The organism is Streptomyces sp. NPDC048584, assembly GCF_043199595.1.
GTDB lineage: Bacteria > Actinomycetota > Actinomycetes > Streptomycetales > Streptomycetaceae > Streptomyces > Streptomyces edwardsiae.
In genome coordinates, this window is sequence record NZ_JBICWF010000004.1 from 218887 (window position 1) to 237465 (window position 18579).

Below are 18579 nucleotides of genomic sequence, written 5' to 3' on the forward strand. Positions count from 1 at the left end.
TCACTCCGCCAGACCCGCCGCGAGCAGTTCCACGAAGCCGATGTCCGCGTTCGCCACCCCGAAGACCTCGGCGCGCAGCAGGGTCCGCTCGGCCCAGGCGCGATGAGGCTTCACCTCGTTCATCTTGTTCGTGTACGCCGACCGGAGTACACCCCCGCCGCCGCGTTCCGGCCGCAGGATGTCCTGGGCGTCGCTGAACTCCTCGTGGCTGACGACGGACAGCGCGTGCACGGGCAGGACGTGGGAGGGGTGGATGCAGGTCTTGCCGAGCAGACCGTTGGCCCGGTCGAGGGAGATCTCGCGCAGCAGGCCGTCCATGGCGTGTTCGATCAGCTTCTCGCGCAGTGCGACGGCCTTCACCTCGTGGAAGGGGCTCTGCCGCAGAAGTGGCTTGAACATGCGCTCCTGGACCCGGAAGTACTCCCACACCGGCCCGGTCACGGTGAACCCCGTGCCGTCGGCGCGGGCCAGCATGTTCACCACGTCGGAGATCACGGAGGCGACGACCTGGATGTCGTACGCCGTCATGTCGGGGCCCCTGCGCAGCCCGTAGGAGGAGCAGAAGTCGGTCACGCCGAGGCGCAGCGCGAGCACGCGGTCGCGGTACTTGTCGACGGCGCGGAAGATCCCCTCGAGGGTCTGGACGCGGGACTCGCGGTAGAGCAGCTCGGGCGACTCCAGGACGGGCATGGCGAAGAGCCGGTGGCCGCTGTCGGCCTCGGCGGTGGTGAGCGCCTCCAGGAACGGCAGCCCGCGTTCCGAGGTGAACTTCGGCAGTACGAATCCGGACAGCAGCCGGACGGCGGGGCCGATACGGCGCACCAGGTCCGGGATCTGCTCGGGGGTGCGGACCCGGATGAACAGCAGCGGCAGGTCGGCGCCGGGCCGCCCGGCCAGGTCGGCGAACTGCTGTACGAGGTTCTCCTCACCGGCGGCCACGTCGGCGTCGCCGATGGAGTCCTCCAGGCACAGCACCATGGAGACCACTCCGCAGCCGCCCTGCTTGAGGACGTCGTCGGCGAGCCGGGGCCGGGTGGCGGGGCTGTAGAGCGTGGCGCCGAGGGCGGCGGACAGCGTCCGGGCCGGCGAGTCCGGCGTGAACTCGCCGGGCTCCCGGAAGAAGAGACGTTTCCGCACCGCAGGGGCGATGTGCCCGAAGTGACGCATATGACTCCCCCGTGGTGTCTCTGGAATCTCTGGAAAATGTCGGAAGGTGGCCGGTAATAGTACGTAGGGCTCCATGTCGGCGGTTCCGGCGGGGCATGAACTTCAGGTAACCCCGCTGTGACGACCCGAACCCCCCGCATTGTCGTGACCAGGACGGAGAAGGCAAAATGACCGCATGACGCACGCGATGCTCAAGGGGTCGAACGTCCCTCTGGAGACCACCACGGTACGTGCCGTGCTGCGCTGGTCGCCCGGGCAGGGGGTGCCGGACGTCGACGCCTCCGCGCTACTCCTCGGCCTCGACGGTCGTGTGCGCTCCGACGAGGACTTCGTGTTCTACAACCAGCCACGGCACCCGGGCGGCCAGGTGTGGCGGCTCGGCAAGAAGCGCGCCGACGGGGGCCTGACCGACACGATCCAGACGGATCTCGCCGGTGTCGAGTCCGGCGTCGGCCGGATTCTGCTCGTCGCGTCGGCGGACGGCGTCACCTTCGACCGCGTACGCGACCTGCGCATTCTGCTGTACGACGCGCAGACCGCCGACGGGGAGGCGCTGGCGTACTTCGACATCAAGCCGGAGACGGGCCAGGAGACCGCGCTGATCTGCGGTGAGCTGTACCGGCGCGGGGACGGCTGGAAGTTCCGGGCGCTCGGCGAGGGCTATTCGAACGGTCTGAAGGGCCTGGCCACCGACTTCGGCATCTCGGTGGACGAGTCGGAGGTGGCCCACCAGCCCGACCCCTCCGAGGTCACCACCCAGCAGCCGCCCCCGACGGCGCACGTACCGGCCTCCGACCGGACGGAGGCGCTGCCCCGGCCGCATGCCCCGGCCGTCCCGCCGGTGCCCGAGGTCTCCCGGCCGCTGCCGCCCGAGCGGCCGGCGGGGGTGCCCGCGCAGCCCGCGTACGGCTATCCGCAGCAGCCCGCGGCCACCCCGCCGGCCTACGGCTATCCCCAGCCCGCCGCCGGCCAGCCCGCCTACGGCTATCCGCCGGCGGCCGCCACGGCACCGTCCGGGTACGGCTTCCCCCCGCCGGCCGCTGCCGCCTCCGCCGACCCGGACTTCCGGCTTCCGCCGCAGGGGCCGCAGTTCATCGGACGCTGACCACCCACGAGGGCCCTCGGGTCCAAGGCCTTCTCAGCGGTCGGCCTTGGACTTGAAGCCCCTCCCCCACTGCAGTCCCCACCCGTACAGCCGGTCCAGCTCCCCCTGGAATCCGTAGACGAACTTCACCTCACGGCGGACGATGATCTCGTTCTTGACGTTCTCGATCATCACCACCGCGCAGGAGCGGGCCTGGGGGTGGCGTTCGTCGAGGCCGATCTCGATCCGCGGGCCGTTGCTGGGGTAGAGCGTCACCATGGCGTGGGTGCGGTCGAACGCCGGGGTCTGGTCGTAGATGTAGGCGAAGACCAGCAGGCGCTTGATGTTCTCGCGCTGGTCCAGGTTGACGTACATGGTCTCGCCCGAGCCCGACCCGAACCGGTCGTCACCGCTGAGCTTCACGTACGGCGCCGCGTTGACGTCGCCGAGGAGGCCGCCGAGCGGCTGGACCACACCCTTGGTGCCGTCCTGCAGCTCGTACAGACAGCCGAGGTCGAGGTCGACGTTGACCATGGACTGGCTGTGGCCGACCACCTCCGGCGGCTTGAGCGCCTTGAAGGGGTGCCGCAGCAGGCTTTCGCGCTGGGAGCCGCCGAAGTCGGAGGTGCGCATCCGCCAGCTGAGATTGATCCGCAGATGCCCGGTGGCCGCACCCTGCTTGGTCAGGGACACCTGACCGTGCCGTTTGGTCAGCTCGATGGCGTTGCTGGCCGCGCTGCCCGAGTCGAAGGCGCTGTCGCGGCCGCGCCACAGTCCGTCCAGTAATCCCATTCCCGCCCCAAGTCCAGTCGTCGCACCCCGCTCGGGGCCGCCGGGACTCCCGGACGGCCGACGGGGCGGCCCCGAGGAGTGGTCCTCGATGGCCGCCCCGTCGAGAGCGTTCCTCACCCGGAGGGCTGTCACACCCCGGAGGAGACCTCAGTCCTGTCGCCTGAGTTTCCCTCGGCCGCCGCGAGTGCCTTGTTGCGGCGGACGGAGGACCAGAAGGACCAGCCGATCAGGATCACACCCACGGAGCCGGTGATGAGCTCCGGGATCTCGTACTGGATGGTGACGAGCAGGATCAGGGAGAGGGCGCCGATCGCGTAGTGCGCGCCGTGCTCCAGGTAGACGTACTCGTCCAGGGTGCCCTGGCGGACCAGGTAGACCGTGAGGGACCGGACATACATGGCGCCGATGCCCAGGCCGAGCGCCATCAGGACGATGTCGTTGGTGATGGCGAACGCGCCGATCACGCCGTCGAAGGAGAAGGACGCGTCCAGGACCTCGAGGTAGAGGAACATGAAGAACGCGGCCTTCCCGGCCAGGGCGACCGCCGAGCGTGGCTTGCCCTCCCGCGCGGCCTTCTCCTCCTCCTCGTGTTCGTGTTCCTCCTCCTCTTCGAGCTTGTCCTCGAAGTAGCCGGAGAGACCACCGACGATCATGTACGTGATCAGACCCGCGATACCGGCGAGCAGGACCGTCTCGGCCTTGTCGGCATGGCCGCCGCCGTGCTGGTGGGCGTTGGTGGCGAAGGTCATGGCCGAGATCAGCAGGATGATCAGCGCGATGCAGACCGACAGCATGTCGACCTTGCCGAGCTTGGCCAGCGGCCGCTCCAGCCAGGACAGCCACTTGATGTCCCGGTCCTCGAAGATGAAGTCCAGGAAGATCATCAACAGGAACATGCCACCGAACGCGGCGATCGCCGGGTGGGCGTCGGTGACGAGTTCCTGGTAACGGTCCTTGTCACTGAGTGCGAGATCGACCGCCTCGATCGGCCCGAGCTGGGCACTGACCGCGACGATCACGACGGGGAAGACCAGTCGCATACCGAAGACGGCGATCAGAATGCCGATGGTGAGGAAGATCTTCTGCCAGAAGGCATTCATCTTCTTCAGGATTCCGGCGTTGACCACCGCGTTGTCGAAGGACAGCGAGATCTCGAGCACGGAGAGGATCGCCACGATGCCGAAGGCGGTCCACCCCCCGAAGAGGACCGCTGCGACCAGACCGAGCGCGGTAACCGCGAACGACCAGCCGAAGGTTTTCAGAACCACTGGCTACCCCAGGTGTATTAACGGGTCTCCCCCGCTGCCGTGATCGGCTTTACGAAACGTTGACTCCGAAGTCTAGAGCGATGCCGCGCAGCCCCGACGCGTACCCCTGCCCCACCGCACGGAACTTCCACTCACCCTGGTAGCGGTAGAGCTCACCGAAGATCATCGCCGTTTCGGTGGAGGCGTCCTCGCTGAGGTCGTAACGGGCGAGTTCCTGACCGTCCGCCTGATTCACCACACGGATGAAGGCATTGCTGACCTGGCCGAAAGCCTGACCGCGCTCATCGGCCATATGGATGGAGACCGGGAAAACGATCTTGTCGCACCGCTCCGGCACCTTCGAGAGGTCGACCAGCAGGGACTCGTCGTCGCCGTCGCCCTCGCCGGTGAGATTGTCACCGGTGTGCTCCACGGAGCCGTCGGGGCTCGTGAGCTGGTTGTAGAAGATGAACCACTCGTCCCCCATGACCCGGCCGCCGCCGCACATCAGCGCGCTGGCGTCGAGGTCGAAGTCGGCTCCGGTGGTGGAGCGCGCGTCCCAGCCGAGCCCGATCATCACCTGTGTGAGGTTCGGTGCGGCCTTGGACAGGGAGACATTGCCCCCTTTGGCAAGCGTGACGCCCATCTTGGTCCCTCCCCGGATCTTGTCTCTTTCGTGGTCCTACACGTCCGGCGCCGCACATAAACCGTGCGGCGCCGGGCGGTGTGGCCGTACGGGACGGCCCTGCTCGGGCGTGACCGCCCTTCACGGACGACCTAGGCCCTGTCTGACAATTCCCGTCTGCCGCGCGACGCCATGCACGCTCCCCCGCTGCCTCAAGGGCGCGGGAGGTGCCCCCACTCGCCGCACCGGCCCCAGACCCGAGTACATCCAGTACGAGGCTCTGGGGCCGGCACACCGAGAGCACGCACCTGACGCCGCGCGGCCGCCCTTCGGGCGACGACGCGAATTGTCAGACAGGCCCTAGACGTTCACTCCGAAGTCCTGCGCGATGCCGCGCAGGCCCGAGGCGTAGCCCTGGCCGATGGCGCGGAACTTCCACTCCGCGCCGTGCCGGTACAACTCACCGAAGACCATCGCGGTCTCGGTGGAGGCGTCCTCACTGAGGTCGTACCGGGCGATCTCGGCCTCGCCGGCCTGGTTGACGACGCGGATGAACGCGTTGCGCACCTGGCCGAACGACTGCTGGCGGTTCTCGGCGTCGTAGATGGAGACCGGGAAGACGATCTTCTCGATGTCGGCGGGGACGCCGGCCAGGTTGATCTTGATCTGCTCGTCGTCGCCCTCGCCCTCACCGGTGAGGTTGTCGCCGGTGTGCTCGACCGAGCCGTCCGGGCTCTTCAGGTTGTTGAAGAAGATGAAGTGCGCGTCGCTGGAGACCTTGCCGCTGTTGTTCAGCAGCAGCGCGCTGGCGTCGAGGTCGAAGTCCGTACCGGTCGTGGTGCGGATGTCCCACCCCAGACCGACGATGACCGCGGTCAGGCCCGGCGCCTCCTTGGTCAGCGATACGTTGCCGCCCTTGCTGAGGCTGACTCCCACGAGTCCTCCATTGGTGTCCTGGGGCGTGGATGCCCCTGAGTGCGGTGGATGTCGGATCAACGAGTCGATCCTAGTGACGGGTTCCCGGCTGCCGCATGCCCCGCGACCGAGGAATCACCCCGGTGCCGGGCCGGACCGCCGGCGTCTCACGCCGCGGCGTGACTACAGCGTGTCGAGCGCCTTGACGTACTCGTTCAGGTCACGGGCGTCCGGCAGACCGTTCACCACGGTCCAGCGCACGACGCCCTCCTTGTCGATGATGAACGTCCCGCGCACGGCACAGCCCTTGTCCTCGTCGAGGACGCCGTACGCGCGCGAGACGTTGCCGTGCGGCCAGAAGTCGCTGAGCAGCGGATACTCCAGGCCCTCCTGCTCGGCGAAGACACGCAGGGTGTGGATGGAGTCGTTGGAGACGGCGAGCACCTGGGTGTCGCGGTCGGCGAACCGCGGCAGCTGGTCGCGGACCTCGCACAGCTCGCCGGTGCACACACCGGTGAAGGCGAACGGGTAGAACAGCAGCACCACGTTCTTGTGCCCACGGAAGTCGGACAGCGCCACGGTCGCGCCGTGGTTGTCCTTGAGCTCGAAGTCGGGGGCCTTGTCTCCGGCCTGGATCGCCATCGTCGTGTTCATCCCTTCGAGGTGGTTCGCTGCGACCACCCTACGCAGGGAGTACGGCATACCGGCGGACGGGCCGACGCATGACGCGACCGGCCCGCCCGCCGACGGTTCACCGCTTGGACTTGGCCGCCTTGGGCGTCGCCAGCCGGCTGCCGCTCCAGTCCTTTCCGACGCTGACGCTCTTCGCCGCCGTGAGGCCCGCCGTGGTGGCGGCCTCCGAGATGTCGCTCGGCTCCACATAGCCCGAACGGCCGGTCTTCGGCGTGAGGAGCAGAATCGCGCCGCCTTCCTCGATGTACGTGGTGGCATCCACCAGCGCATCCGTCAGGTCGCCGTCGTCGTCGCGGAACCACAGCACAACGGCGTCAGCCACGTCGTCGTAGTCCTCGTCGACGAGGTCGCTCTCGATGACGCCCTCAATGGCCTCGCGGAGCTCCTGGTCGACGTCGTCGTCGTAGCCGATCTCCTGGACCACCTGCCCGGGCTGGAACCCCAGCCTGGCGGCAGGGTTCGTCCGCTCCTCCGCGTGGTCCGCGGTCGCGCTCACGGGTTGCCTCCTGATCATGTCTTGGGAATATCTCAGCCACGCGCGTGCGCGAAGCTTGGCCGTAGTCCACACGGGCGGGACGAATCGCGCAAGTACCCGGCCGTGCAGACCGACGAAACGGTGACGATCCTGGCCGGGTCACCGCAACTCCAGGCACACCATCATGGCCTGTAGTGACGCACACCACACCTTTGTGCCCCGTTTGGCCCTTTGGGAACCGTCTGTGTGTGCGAAGACTCGAATGGACGAGCCCCATAGACACCGTACTGGCACCGGCCGCGGATTACCTCCCGGTAGAGATGACGGCGACCGCCCCGAGGTGGACCATGGGATCGGCGCAATCCGGGCCGTACCGGCAGAACAGCGGCCCGACTCACGGCCCTCTGACAGGTAAGGAACAGCGTGGCTTCCGCATCCGATCGCAACCCGATCATCATTGGCGGCCTTCCGAGTCAGGTTCCTGACTTCGATCCCGAGGAAACGCAGGAGTGGCTCGACTCCCTCGACGCCGCGGTCGACGAGCGCGGCCGGGAGCGGGCCCGCTATCTGATGCTGCGGCTCATCGAGCGTGCCCGCGAGAAGCGCGTGGCCGTGCCCGAGATGCGCAGCACGGACTACGTCAACACGATCCCGACCCGCGCGGAGCCGTTCTTCCCGGGCAACGAGGAGATCGAGCGCAGGATCCTCAACGCGACCCGCTGGAACGCCGCGGTGATGGTCTCCCGCGCCCAGCGGCCCGGTATCGGTGTCGGCGGCCACATCGCGACCTTCGCCTCCTCCGCGTCGCTGTACGACGTCGGCTTCAACCACTTCTTCCGCGGCAAGGACGAGGGCGACGGCGGCGACCAGGTCTTCTTCCAGGGCCACGCCTCGCCCGGCATCTACGCCCGCGCGTATCTGCTGGACCGGCTGAGCGAGCGGCACCTGGACGGCTTCCGCCAGGAGAAGTCGAAGGCGCCGTACACCCTGTCGTCGTATCCGCACCCGCGGCTGATGCCGGACTTCTGGGAGTTCCCGACCGTGTCGATGGGCCTCGGGCCGATCGGCGCGATCTACCAGGCGCGGATGAACCGCTACATGCACGCGCGCGGCATCGCGGACACCACGCGCTCACGCGTGTGGGCGTTCCTCGGCGACGGCGAGATGGACGAGCCCGAGTCGCTGGGCCAGCTGTCCATCGCCGCGCGCGAGGGCCTGGACAACCTGACCTTCGTCGTCAACTGCAACCTCCAGCGGCTGGACGGCCCGGTACGCGGCAACGGCAAGATCATCCAGGAGCTGGAGTCGATCTTCCGGGGCGCCGGCTGGAACGTGATCAAGCTCATCTGGGACCGCACCTGGGACCCGCTGCTCGCCCAGGACCGGGACGGCGTGCTGGTCAACCGCATGAACACCACGCCGGACGGGCAGTTCCAGACGTACGCCACCGAGTCGGGCGAATACATCCGCGACCACTTCTTCGGTGACGACCACCGGCTGCGCGCCATGGTCGAGGGCATGACCGACGACCAGATCCTGCATCTGGGGCGCGGCGGCCACGACCACCGCAAGATCTACGCGGCGTACCAGGCGGCGGTCGAGCACAAGGGCCAGCCCACGGTGATCCTCGCGAAGACGGTCAAGGGCTGGACGCTGGGCCCCAACTTCGAGGGCCGCAACGCCACCCACCAGATGAAGAAGCTGACGGTCGACGACCTCAAGCACTTCCGGGACCGGCTGCATCTGCCGATCGCCGACCAGGACCTCGAATCCGGTCTGCCGCCCTACTACCACCCGGGGCCGGACACGGAGGAGATGCAGTACATGCACGACCGCCGCAAGTCGCTGGGCGGGTACGTGCCGACCCGGGTGGTGCGGTCGAAGCCGCTGCGGCTGCCCGATGACAAGACGTACGCGACCGTGAAGAAGGGCTCGGGCCAGCAGTCCATCGCGACGACCATGGCCTTCGTACGGCTCCTCAAGGACCTCATGCGGGACAAGGAGATCGGCAGGAGGTTCGTATTGATCGCGCCGGACGAGTACCGCACGTTCGGCATGGACTCGTTCTTCCCGAGTGCGAAGATCTACAACCCGCTCGGCCAGCAGTACGAGTCGGTGGACCGGGAGCTGCTGCTCGCCTACAAGGAGGCGCCGAACGGGCAGATGCTGCACGACGGCATCTCCGAGGCCGGCTGCACGGCCTCGCTGATCGCCGCGGGCTCGGCATACGCCACGCACGGCGAGCCGCTCATCCCGGTGTACGTCTTCTACTCGATGTTCGGTTTCCAGCGCACCGGTGACCAGTTCTGGCAGATGGCCGACCAGATGGCGCGCGGTTTCGTCCTGGGCGCGACGGCGGGGCGTACGACGCTGACCGGTGAGGGTCTCCAGCACGCGGACGGCCACTCGCAGCTGCTGGCGTCGACGAACCCCGGGTGTGTCGCGTACGACCCGGCGTTCGGGTTCGAGATCGCGCACATCGTGCGGGACGGGCTGCGCCGGATGTACGGCTCCTCCGAGGAGTTCCCGCACGGCGAGGACGTCTTCTACTACCTGACGGTGTACAACGAGCCGATCCGGCACCCGGCCGAGCCCGAGAACGTGGACGCGGAGGGCATCGTCAAGGGCCTCTACCGCTTCGGCGAGGGCACGGCGGGCTCCCTGCCGGCGCAGATCCTGGCGTCCGGGGTGGCGCTGCCGTGGGCGATCGAGGCGCAGAGGATCCTCGCGGAGGAGTGGGACGTCAGGGCGGACGTCTGGTCGGCGACCTCCTGGAACGAGCTGCGGCGCGAGGCCGTGGAGTGCGAGCGGCACAACCTGCTGCATCCGGAGGAGGAGCAGCGGGTGCCGTATGTCACGCGGAAGCTCGCGGCGGCGCGGGGGCCGGTGGTGGCGGTGTCCGACTGGATGCGGGCGGTGCCGGACCAGATCTCGCGGTGGGTGCCGGGGACGTATCAGTCGCTGGGCGCGGACGGGTTCGGGTTCGCGGACACACGCGGGGCCGCTCGGCGGTTCTTCCACATCGACGCGCAGTCGGTGGTGGTGGCGGTGCTGACGGAGCTGGCGCGGGAGGGGCATGTGGACCGGTCGGTGCTGAAGCAGGCGATCGACCGGTATCAGTTGCTGGATGCGGCGGCGGCGGATCCGGGGGTGGCGGGGGGCGACGCGTAGCGCTGCGCCGGGCTTGGCGGGGGGTGCGTGGGCGCGGGGCTCGCGGGTCCCGGGTCGCGCGGCGCGCGCTTGAGAGGGCCGCGCCGTGCGCGGTCGCGCGGCGCGCAGGGCTCGGAGGGGGCGGGCGTGGGGGGCGCGTGGCGCGGCAGTGCCGCTGCGCCCACCCGTACCGCCCTGGGGGTGCCTCCCCAGGTCCAGCTGGGTAGGTGGATGGGTTCCGGGGGGTGACACCCGCCGCGGGGCGCGGCTGGGGGTGTGGAGAGGCCCCCGGCGTTGTGCGGTGCCGGGGGCCTGTCCGTGTCGGGCCGCGTCAGAGCATGCCGTAGCCCGCTGTTGCTCCGGCCAGCCAGAGGAGGGCCAGGAGCGTGTCGATGGCGCCCAGGACCAGGGCGACCAGGGCCGGTACCGGGCGGGATCCCGCCCAGCTGCGGCCCATGGCGAGCCAGCCGCAGACGATCGCCACCGGGCCGAGGATGATCCCCAGCACGAAGAAACCGGCGACCGCGCAGATGACTCCGATAATTCCGAGGGTCGCGCGATCCGGCCCGGACCGTGACCACGTCCGGCCACGTGTGCGGGGGTGCCTGCGCGTACCGTGTCCGAAGCTCGCCATCCTCAACTCCCTGTAAGGGTTGGTTGACTTGGCGGGTACCCCCGTATCGGCGGGGAATTCACGCCGTACGGCGGTGGCGGCCGCACACGGCGCGGGAGCGACGAAACGTGATACCGGTCACTTGATTCACGCGAGACCCTCTCGTTCTCCTAGTGTGTCCTCCCAGTGACTTCCTTCGACACCTCCCCGCAATTGAACGTCTGGCGCGCGTTGCTCGCGCTCGCCGTCGTCTTCGTGATGCTGGCGACGACCGGGTGGACGGCGCTGCGCCACCAGCGCCACCCCGCTCCGCTGCAGGCATCGCTCACCGCCTGGGAGCACGGCCGGATAGCCGGCCACCGGCTGCCGGACCCGCAGTCGTCGCCGACCCGGCTCGCCCGGTTCTTCGCCACGCTCACCGACGGACAGCGCACGAGCCTCGCCCGCCGCTATCCGCTCGCGGTCGGCAACATGAACGGCGCCCCGGTCCGGCTGCGCTACCGCGCCAACCGCATCGCGCTGGAACAGGCACACGAGATCGAAGTCGCCCGCCGGCACGACCGCCGTCTCACGCCCTCGGGCCAGCGGCAGGCGGGCCACCGGATGACCCGCCTCGCGGCGCTGATGGAGCCGGGCCGGCACATCCTCGCCTTCAACCCCGCGGGCCCCGGCCGGGTCGCCGAGGTCTTCGGCGATCTGGGCAGGGCCGAGCGGATCTCGGTCGTCGTCCCCGGCGTCGACACCGACCTGCTCACCTTCCAGCGCACCCAACGCACGTACTCGGCCCCCGTCGGCATGGCGAAGTCCCTGTACGCCGCCGAGCGGGACGCGGCACCCTCGACCCGTACGGCCGTGATCGCCTGGGCCGACTACACCGCGCCCAGCGGGCTCGGCATGGACGCGGCCACGGCGATGCGCGCCGAGGACGGCGCCGAGCGGCTGGACGCGCTGGTGCGGGGACTGCCCGGCGTCGCGCCGGTGTCGCTGTTCTGCCACAGCTACGGCTCCGTGGTGTGCGGGATCGCCGCGCACTCGCTGCCGGAGCGGGTGGCCGACATCGCGGTGGCCGGCAGCCCCGGCATGCGGGCCGAGAACGCCGCCCAACTGCGCACCACCGCCCGGGTGTGGGCGATGCGGGACGCCGACGACTGGATCCAGGACGTGCCGTACCTGGAACTCGGCGGACTGGGCCACGGGGCCGACCCGGTGGCGGCGGGATTCGGTGCGCGGGTGCTGTCGGCGCGGGAGGCGAAGGGGCACGCCGGGTACTTCGAACCGGGCACGGACAGCCTGCGGAACTTCGCCGAGATCGGTGTTGGCGCATACCGCGCGGTGTCCTGCGCGGGAGAGGACGACGTCTGCCGGGCGGGTTTGTCCGGTACGACCACTACCGGACGCGCGTAGAGGCGGAGATACTGCGGTATGCGTGGAGAAGGGACGGAGAAGCTCGTGCCGCATACGATGAGCCGCATGGGTGACGTACTGGCCGGATTTCATGCCGCCTGGGAGTTCGGGTCCGACTCCGTGCGCATCCGTTACGAACGTGGGATTCGAACACCCAAGCTGTTCCAGGCCCTCGGGGAGCGGCGGATACCCCTGGACGCGATCGAGGGGGTGACCCTCACACCGGGGAAGCGCGGCACGGTGGCGCTGCGCATCGAGCTGCGGCCCGGTGCGGATCCGCTGATGGAGGCGGCCGCCGGGCAGTTGAAGGAGAGCACCGACCCCTACCGGCTGGTGCTGCCCGCCGAGCGGGAGACGCTCGCCGAGTACTACGCCGACGAACTGCGCGGTCTGCTCACCGAGTCCGGGCCCGCCGAACGCCATCTGGTGACGGCTCCCGAGGTGCCGCTGCGGTTCAAGGCGTACGACGGGAAGGCGAGTTTCGACGGTACGGCGGTGTCGTTCCGGTGGTTCTGGACGGGCGCGTCGTCGGCGAAGTGGAAGGCCGGCGACCAGCGGTTCCCGGTGGACGAGTTGAGCGGCGTGGAGTGGCGGTCGCCCGAGGTGTTCGAGGGACATCTGCGGCTGCTGCGGCGGGACGCGGGGGGCGTGGCGGGGCAGCCCGACCAGGATCCGGCGGCGGTGGTGTTCGGGCTGGGGTACGGGCCCGTGCACGAGTCGCTGCCGTTCGCGGCGGCGGTGCTGGCGGCGGTGCGGAGCTGTGCGCCGGTGGTGGTGCCGACGGCGCGGGCGCGGCGGGATCCGGCGGATATCGCGGAGCGGATCCGCCACCTCGGGGAGTTGCATCAGGCGGGCCTGGTGACCGACGAGGAGTTCTCCTCGAAGAAGGCGCAGTTGCTCTCGGAGCTCTAGCGTCCGCCGACGGCGGTGGTGAGGTCGGCCTCGGGCCGTACGTGGCTGATCGCGCAGTTCCCCGCGCCCCTTCAGGGCGCGCCGCCCTCCCGCCGATCCCCCCAGCCGCCCAGCCGCCCAGCCGCCCAGCCGCGGGCAATCGTGCCGCAAGGCGGCACGGGTGGGCGCGGCGACACCCCGTCGGCGGCGTGCCGCGCGACCTCCCCCCGCCCCGCCACAGCTACCGCGCGCCCGGAGGAATCAGCCCGTCCTCTCCGAGGCCAGGGCGCGCCCCGCGTCCGCGTAGAAGCCGAGCTTCCGGTCGAGCACGGCGAGCGTGCCCTGGAGTTCGGCGATGCGGGACAGTACGTCCTCACGGGTCTGCCGGAGCAGTTCGAAACGCTCGGTGTACGTGTCATCGCCCGCCCGGACGAGTTCCGCGTACCGCACCATGTCCGCGACCGGCATCCCGGTCAGTCGGAGCTTGCCCACGAGGTCGAGCCAGTCGAGGTCGCGGTTGCTGTAGCGCCGCTGCCCGGTGTGGGACCGGTCGATGTGCGGCATCAGTCCGATGCGCTCGTACCAGCGCAGGGTGTGCGCCGACAGCCCGGTGAGGGCGACGACCTCGCTGATCGTGTACTTGTCCGCGCCGTCCGGCCGTCGATTTCCCTGCCGGGGCCCGGCGCAGCTCTCCGCGCCGCCCTCCGCGATGCTCTCCGTCTCCGTCACCGTCATGCCCCCACGCTAAAACCCTTGAGTGCGCTCCAAGCAAGCGACCCGGGTGAGAAATGGGCAGGACGGGGAGGCGGGTGGCTCATCGGCGTACGGTCATGACCCCTGTACGCCGTGCGACGCCGAAGGACGCGGCGCTGGGCTTCGCGCCCAAGCCGGACCCCTTGCGGGAACCGACCCTCCGAGCGCTTAGGCTCGACGGCATGTCGCTCAAGAGCCTCGCGTTGATCGAGAACTGGCCGGTTCCCACCGCCTCGGCGGGTGCCGTACGGGCGGACGGCACCGTCGTCGGCACCCACGGTCCCGCCGGCCGCCGCTTCCCGCTGGCCTCGGTCACCAAGCCGCTCGCCGCGTACGCGGTGCTGGTGGCGTACGAGGAGGGCGCGATCGAGCTGGACGAACCGGCGGGCCCGGACGGCTCGACCGTACGGCACCTCCTCGCGCACACCTCGGGGCTCGCCTTCGACGAGCACAGGGTGACCTCGGCACCCGGTGAGCGCCGCCTGTACTCGAACGCGGGCTTCGAGCAGCTCGGCGACCATGTCGCCAAGGCGACGGAGATCCCGTTCGGCGAGTATCTGCGGCAGGCGGTGCTGGAGCCTTTGGGGATGGCGGCGACCTCGCTGGAGGGCTCCCCGGCGAAGGACGCGGTCTCCACGGTGGACGACCTGCTGCTCTTCGCCGCCGAGGTGCAGGCGCCCCGGCTGCTGGACCCGCGTACGGTAGCGGCCGCGATGACCGTGCAGTACCCGGGCACGAAGGGTGTCCTGCCGGGCTACGGCCACCAGAATCCCAACGACTGGGGCCTCGGCTTCGAGATCCGGGACTCCAAGTCTCCGCACTGGACGGGTACGTCGTCCTCGCCCCGTGCCTTCGGCCATTTCGGCCAGTCGGGGACGTTCCTGTGGATCGACCCGGACGCGGGCGCGGCCTGTGTGGCGCTGGCCGGCCGTGCCTTCGGACCGTGGGCGACCGAGGCGTGGCCGCCGTTCACCGACGCGGTGCTGGCGGAGTTGCGCGGCTGACCCGGGCCCGGGAGCGGCGCCGTGGGGTGAGGAAGGCGGAAGGGAACGGCAGGAGGACGGGACCGTTGCTCAGGTCCCGTCCTCCTTCGGTGCGATGCGGTCCGGCCGGTGCGCGGGTCAGACCGGGACGGTGGTCTTCTCCGGCGTCTCGGGGGCCGGCCGCGGGTTCAGCCTCTCGCCCTCGATGTCGAGGTCGGGCAGTGCCCTGTCGACGGACCTGGGCAGCCACCACGCGGCACGGCCGAGCAGCGACATGACGGCCGGGACCAGCGTCATGCGGACGACGAAGGCGTCGATGACCACGCCGACGGCGAGGGCGAACCCGATGGACTTGATGATCGGGTCGTCCAGGAGGACGAAGCCTCCGAACACCGACGTCATGATGAGCGCGGCGGCCGTGACGACCCGGGCGTTGTGGCCCATGCCGCTGACCACGGCCGCCTGGGGGTCGGCGCCGTGGACGAAGTCCTCCCGCATACGGGAGACGAGGAAGACCTCGTAGTCCATCGCGAGGCCGAACAGGATGCCGATGAGCAGGATCGGCAGGAAGCTCACCAGCGGACCGGGGGTGTCGACGCCCACGAGGCCCGCGAGGTGGCCCTGCTGGAAGATGGCGACGGTGATGCCGAAGGTCGCGCCCACGGTGAGCAGGAAGCCCACGGCCGCCTTCAGCGGTACCAGGAACGACCGGAAGACCAGCATGAGCAGCAGGATGGACAGGCCCACCACCAGCAGCAGATACACCGGCAGGGCGTCGGCGAGCTTCTCCGAGACGTCGATGCCGAGGGCGGTCGCGCCGGTGAGGGCGATGTCGGCACCCTCGACGCCCGCCACCCGGTCGCGGATGTCCTGGACGGCGTCCTCGGTGGCGACGGCCGTCGGGCCGGCCTCGGGAATGATGGCCAGCAGGGCGGTGGTGCCCTGCTCGTTCAACTGCGGCGGAGCCACGGCCAGAACGCCATCGGTGTCCTTGATGAGGGCGGTGGCCTGCTCCGCGGCCGTCCCGGTCGACTGCGCGTCCTTGCCGTTGACCACGGCGATGAGCCGGCCGTTGAAGCCCTCGCCGAAGCCCTCGGACGTGAGGTCGTACGCCTCGCGGGCGGGGGAACCCTCGGCGGCGGTCCCCGCGTCCGGCAGGGCGATACGCATGTCCTGAGCCGGCAGGGCGAGCGCGCCCAGCCCGAGGATTCCGGCGATCAGGAGCGGGACGCGCAGCCGGGTCACGAGCCGGCCCCAGGTGAAGCCGAGGCCTTCGGGGGCGGCGGTCTTGTCAGTGGTGTTCGCGTCGGGGGTGTTCGCGTCGGTGCCGCTCTTCTCCGCGGTGCTCTTCTCGAAGGTGAGTCCGCTCGCCCGGCGCTGCTTGCGCGGCAGGATCCTCCGGCCGGCGAAGGAGAGGAAGGCCGGCAGCAGGGTGAGGGCGACCAGGACGGCGACGGCCACGGTGCCCGCCGCGGCCAGGCCCATGATGCTCAGGAAGGGGATGCCCACGACGGAGAGGCCCGCCAGGGCGATGACGACGGTGGCCCCGGCGAAGACGACGGCGGAGCCGGCCGTGCCGGTCGCGCGGCCGGCGGCCTCCTCGGGCGCGAGGCCCTCGCCGAGGTACTGGCGATAGCGGGAGGTGATGAAGAGCGAGTAGTCGATGCCGACGGCCAGGCCGAGCATGAGCGCCAGGATGGGGGCGGTGGAGGTCAGTTCGATGACACTGGTCAGGGAGAAGAGGCCGGCCATACCGACCGCGACGCCGATCAGTGCGTTCAGCAGGGTCATGCCGGCGGCCACCAGCGAGCCGAAGGTGACGACCAGGACCACCGCGGCGACCAGTACTCCGAGGGCCTCCGTGGAGCCGACCTCCACCTCACCGCCCATGACCTCGCCGCCGTGCTCGACCCGCAGGCCCTCGGCGTCCGCGCCGACGGTTTCGTAGGCCGACTTCTGCTCGTCGGTGACCTCGTCGACGCCCTTGTCGAACTGCACCTGGACCAGGGCGTAGCGGCCGTCCTGGGAGACGGCGCCGGTCCGGAACGGATCCACGGCGGCGGTGACGCCGTCGATCCCCGAGGCTTCCCTGACCACGGGCGCCACGGCCGCGGGGTCCAGTTTCGTGCCCTCGGGCGCGACGACGACGATGGTGCCGGTGGCTCCGTCGGCTTGCGGGAACTGCCGGCCGAGATCGTCCAGCGCCCGCTGGGACTCGGTGCCCGGTATGGAGAACTTGTCGCTCGTCGGGCCCATCAGGGTGGCGGCTCCGATACCCAGCAGGGTCAGCAGGAGCAGCCAGACCGCGGCTATTCGGCCTCTTCTGCGGAAGGAGAACCGCCCGAGCCGGTACAGCAAGGTCGCCATGGAAGAAGGATCTTTCCGTAGGGGATCAGGGGATCAACGGGAATCAGGGGATACGCGATTCACCTGCGGTTGTGGTCGAGCGTCCGCAGCGCGCTGCGGATCATCTCGGCGCGCAGCACCTCGTCCGGCACCACTTCGCTGTCGGCGGCGCTGGTGATGAAGACGGCCCCGAGGACCATCCACGCCGCCACCCGGGCCGGGGCCCGCTGCGAGCGGCCGGCCAGCGCGTCCAGCAGGCCGTCGGCCAACTCCATGACCCTGAGGTCCTGGTGGCAGGACATCTCGGTGATGTCCTCGAAGAGCAGCCGGATCTCGAGGCGGTACCGCAGCGTCAGGTCGACGTATCCGACGACGGTCTCCTCCACCAGCCGGCCGCCGTCGAGACCGGCCACGCGGCCGAGCAGTGCAGCGAGGGCGTCCTGGGTCGGGGTCAGCAGCTCGGTGAGGATCTTCTCCTTGCCGGCGAAGTGGTAGAGGAGCGATGCCTTCGAGCAGCCCACGTCCGAGGCGATGTCCTGCAACGAGGTGCCTCGGAACCCGTGCACGGCGAACAGCCGCAGTGCCGACTTCAGTATCCGGCCGCGCATGGCGGAGGCGGAGCGTGCCATTCCCCCACCGTAACTGTCCGATCGGTCAGAACTGACCGATCGGACAGCGAACGGCTATGACGTGCATCACTCGAGTTCCGTGCGCCTTCCCTGGCGGGGCCGCGGCGTGCTCACCGCATCTCCCAGATCAGCAGTTCTGCCGTCGGGGTCCTGGCGAGGGCTTCCAGGTCCTTCGTGGCGGTGAGGCGGGCCGCGTCGCCCGGGCCCAGCGGTTCGCCGTTCAGTTCCGCCTCGCCGTGGACCACGTGGGCGTAGAGGTGCGCGCCGTCCGGGATCGCCGTCCGCTCCCCCGCGGTCAGGCGGCGTACGTGGAGCATCGCGCCTGCCGCCGGGAGGGCGTACGGGGTGGAGTCGGCTATGCCCCGGATCACGTCGTAGGAGGGGTCGCCGCCGGGGTCCAGGGGGGCCAGCCACATCTGGAGGAAGGTGAGAGGGCCGTCGCCCGCGTTGCGTTCCACGTGGCGGACGCCCGAGGCGGCGGAAAGGTGCTGGACGTCGCCGGGGCGGACGACCGTCTCCCGGCCCGTGGAGTCCTGGTGGGTCAGCTCGCCCTCGATCACCCAGGTCACGATCTCCGTGTGGCTGTGCGGGTGCTCGTCGAAGCCGGCGCCGGGGGCGAGGTGCTCCTCGTTGCAGGCGATCACCGCGCCGAAGCGGAGGTTGTCGGGGTCGTAGTGCGGGCCGAAGGAGAACGCGTGCCGGGTCTCGATTCCGGCCGCCGGGTCGCCGCCCTGATAGCGCTCGTGAGCGCGCCGTACGTCCATCACGTGGACCACCGTAGCCCCGGCGACACGCGCGGCCGTACCGATAAG

Annotated in this window: 17 protein-coding genes; 5 read left to right on the forward strand and 12 right to left on the reverse strand. The window is 69.9% G+C overall.

Annotated elements, in window-relative coordinates; genetic code table 11:
• Nucleotides 1-1167, reverse strand: coding sequence for an HpcH/HpaI aldolase/citrate lyase family protein (locus ACGFR9_RS11360; protein WP_393205732.1), 1167 nt, complete (start codon nucleotides 1165-1167; stop codon nucleotides 1-3).
• 175 nt (nucleotides 1168-1342) lie between these two features.
• Between ACGFR9_RS11360 and ACGFR9_RS11365 the strand changes: the two genes are divergently transcribed.
• Nucleotides 1343-2272 carry a TerD family protein gene (locus ACGFR9_RS11365; protein ID WP_393205735.1) on the forward strand — a complete coding sequence of 310 codons (930 nt, stop codon included), beginning with the start codon at nucleotides 1343-1345 and terminating at the stop codon, nucleotides 2270-2272.
• A 33-nt stretch (nucleotides 2273-2305) separates the two neighbouring features.
• Here ACGFR9_RS11365 and ACGFR9_RS11370 read toward each other — a convergent pair whose 3' ends face one another.
• From ACGFR9_RS11370 to ACGFR9_RS11395, 6 genes are all read right to left on the reverse strand, one after another.
• A complete protein-coding gene (locus tag ACGFR9_RS11370; protein WP_393205738.1) occupies nucleotides 2306-3043 on the reverse strand; it encodes a Tellurium resistance in 738 nt (245 codons plus the stop codon).
• A 128-nt stretch (nucleotides 3044-3171) separates the two neighbouring features.
• Nucleotides 3172-4311, reverse strand: coding sequence for a DUF475 domain-containing protein (locus tag ACGFR9_RS11375; protein WP_311641462.1), 1140 nt, complete (start codon nucleotides 4309-4311; stop codon nucleotides 3172-3174).
• A 49-nt stretch (nucleotides 4312-4360) separates the two neighbouring features.
• Complete coding sequence (locus tag ACGFR9_RS11380; RefSeq protein WP_030218409.1) at nucleotides 4361-4936, reverse strand: TerD family protein; 576 nt, start codon at nucleotides 4934-4936, stop codon at nucleotides 4361-4363.
• Nucleotides 4937-5275: 339 nt separating this feature from the next.
• Complete coding sequence (locus ACGFR9_RS11385) at nucleotides 5276-5851, reverse strand: calcium homeostasis/redox stress adaptation protein (RefSeq protein ID WP_030218406.1); 576 nt, start codon at nucleotides 5849-5851, stop codon at nucleotides 5276-5278.
• Nucleotides 5852-6013: 162 nt separating this feature from the next.
• The gene (locus ACGFR9_RS11390; RefSeq protein WP_030218403.1) at nucleotides 6014-6472 is read right to left on the reverse strand and encodes a peroxiredoxin; all 459 of its coding nucleotides are present in this window, start codon (nucleotides 6470-6472) and stop codon (nucleotides 6014-6016) included.
• 109 nt (nucleotides 6473-6581) lie between these two features.
• Entirely contained in the window at nucleotides 6582-7019 is a 438-nt protein-coding gene (locus ACGFR9_RS11395; RefSeq protein WP_030218400.1) for a DUF3052 domain-containing protein, read from the reverse strand.
• 402 nt (nucleotides 7020-7421) lie between these two features.
• Here ACGFR9_RS11395 and aceE point away from each other — a divergent pair, with 402 nt between their 5' ends.
• Nucleotides 7422-10169 carry a pyruvate dehydrogenase (acetyl-transferring), homodimeric type gene (gene aceE, locus ACGFR9_RS11400; RefSeq protein WP_393205744.1) on the forward strand — a complete coding sequence of 916 codons (2748 nt, stop codon included), beginning with the start codon at nucleotides 7422-7424 and terminating at the stop codon, nucleotides 10167-10169.
• 310 nt (nucleotides 10170-10479) lie between these two features.
• Here aceE and ACGFR9_RS11405 read toward each other — a convergent pair whose 3' ends face one another.
• Complete coding sequence (locus ACGFR9_RS11405; RefSeq protein ID WP_311641457.1) at nucleotides 10480-10782, reverse strand: small hydrophobic protein; 303 nt, start codon at nucleotides 10780-10782, stop codon at nucleotides 10480-10482.
• A gap of 165 nt (nucleotides 10783-10947) precedes the next feature.
• Here ACGFR9_RS11405 and ACGFR9_RS11410 point away from each other — a divergent pair, with 165 nt between their 5' ends.
• Both ACGFR9_RS11410 and ACGFR9_RS11415 read left to right on the forward strand, forming a co-directional pair.
• A complete protein-coding gene (locus ACGFR9_RS11410; RefSeq protein WP_393205748.1) occupies nucleotides 10948-12165 on the forward strand; it encodes an alpha/beta hydrolase in 1218 nt (405 codons plus the stop codon).
• Between the two features lie 66 nt (nucleotides 12166-12231).
• A complete protein-coding gene (locus ACGFR9_RS11415) occupies nucleotides 12232-13077 on the forward strand; it encodes a DUF4429 domain-containing protein (RefSeq protein ID WP_393205751.1) in 846 nt (281 codons plus the stop codon).
• Nucleotides 13078-13317: 240 nt separating this feature from the next.
• On the opposite strand, the gene ACGFR9_RS11420 is transcribed toward ACGFR9_RS11415, so the two are convergent.
• Nucleotides 13318-13791 (reverse strand): MerR family transcriptional regulator, encoded by a 474-nt coding sequence (locus ACGFR9_RS11420; RefSeq protein WP_393205754.1) that lies wholly within the window; start codon nucleotides 13789-13791, stop codon nucleotides 13318-13320.
• A 200-nt stretch (nucleotides 13792-13991) separates the two neighbouring features.
• Here ACGFR9_RS11420 and ACGFR9_RS11425 point away from each other — a divergent pair, with 200 nt between their 5' ends.
• The gene (locus ACGFR9_RS11425; RefSeq protein WP_393205757.1) at nucleotides 13992-14813 is read left to right on the forward strand and encodes a serine hydrolase domain-containing protein; all 822 of its coding nucleotides are present in this window, start codon (nucleotides 13992-13994) and stop codon (nucleotides 14811-14813) included.
• Nucleotides 14814-14930: 117 nt separating this feature from the next.
• Here ACGFR9_RS11425 and ACGFR9_RS11430 read toward each other — a convergent pair whose 3' ends face one another.
• The 3 genes from ACGFR9_RS11430 to ACGFR9_RS11440 form a co-directional block, all read right to left on the reverse strand.
• Complete coding sequence (locus ACGFR9_RS11430) at nucleotides 14931-17159, reverse strand: MMPL family transporter (RefSeq protein WP_393205760.1); 2229 nt, start codon at nucleotides 17157-17159, stop codon at nucleotides 14931-14933.
• Nucleotides 17160-17218: 59 nt separating this feature from the next.
• Nucleotides 17219-17767, reverse strand: a complete 549-nt coding sequence (locus ACGFR9_RS11435) for a TetR/AcrR family transcriptional regulator (protein WP_393205763.1) — start codon at nucleotides 17765-17767, stop codon at nucleotides 17219-17221.
• Between the two features lie 110 nt (nucleotides 17768-17877).
• Nucleotides 17878-18531 (reverse strand): pirin family protein, encoded by a 654-nt coding sequence (locus ACGFR9_RS11440; RefSeq protein ID WP_393206319.1) that lies wholly within the window; start codon nucleotides 18529-18531, stop codon nucleotides 17878-17880.
• Between the last annotated feature and the right edge of the window lie 48 nt (nucleotides 18532-18579).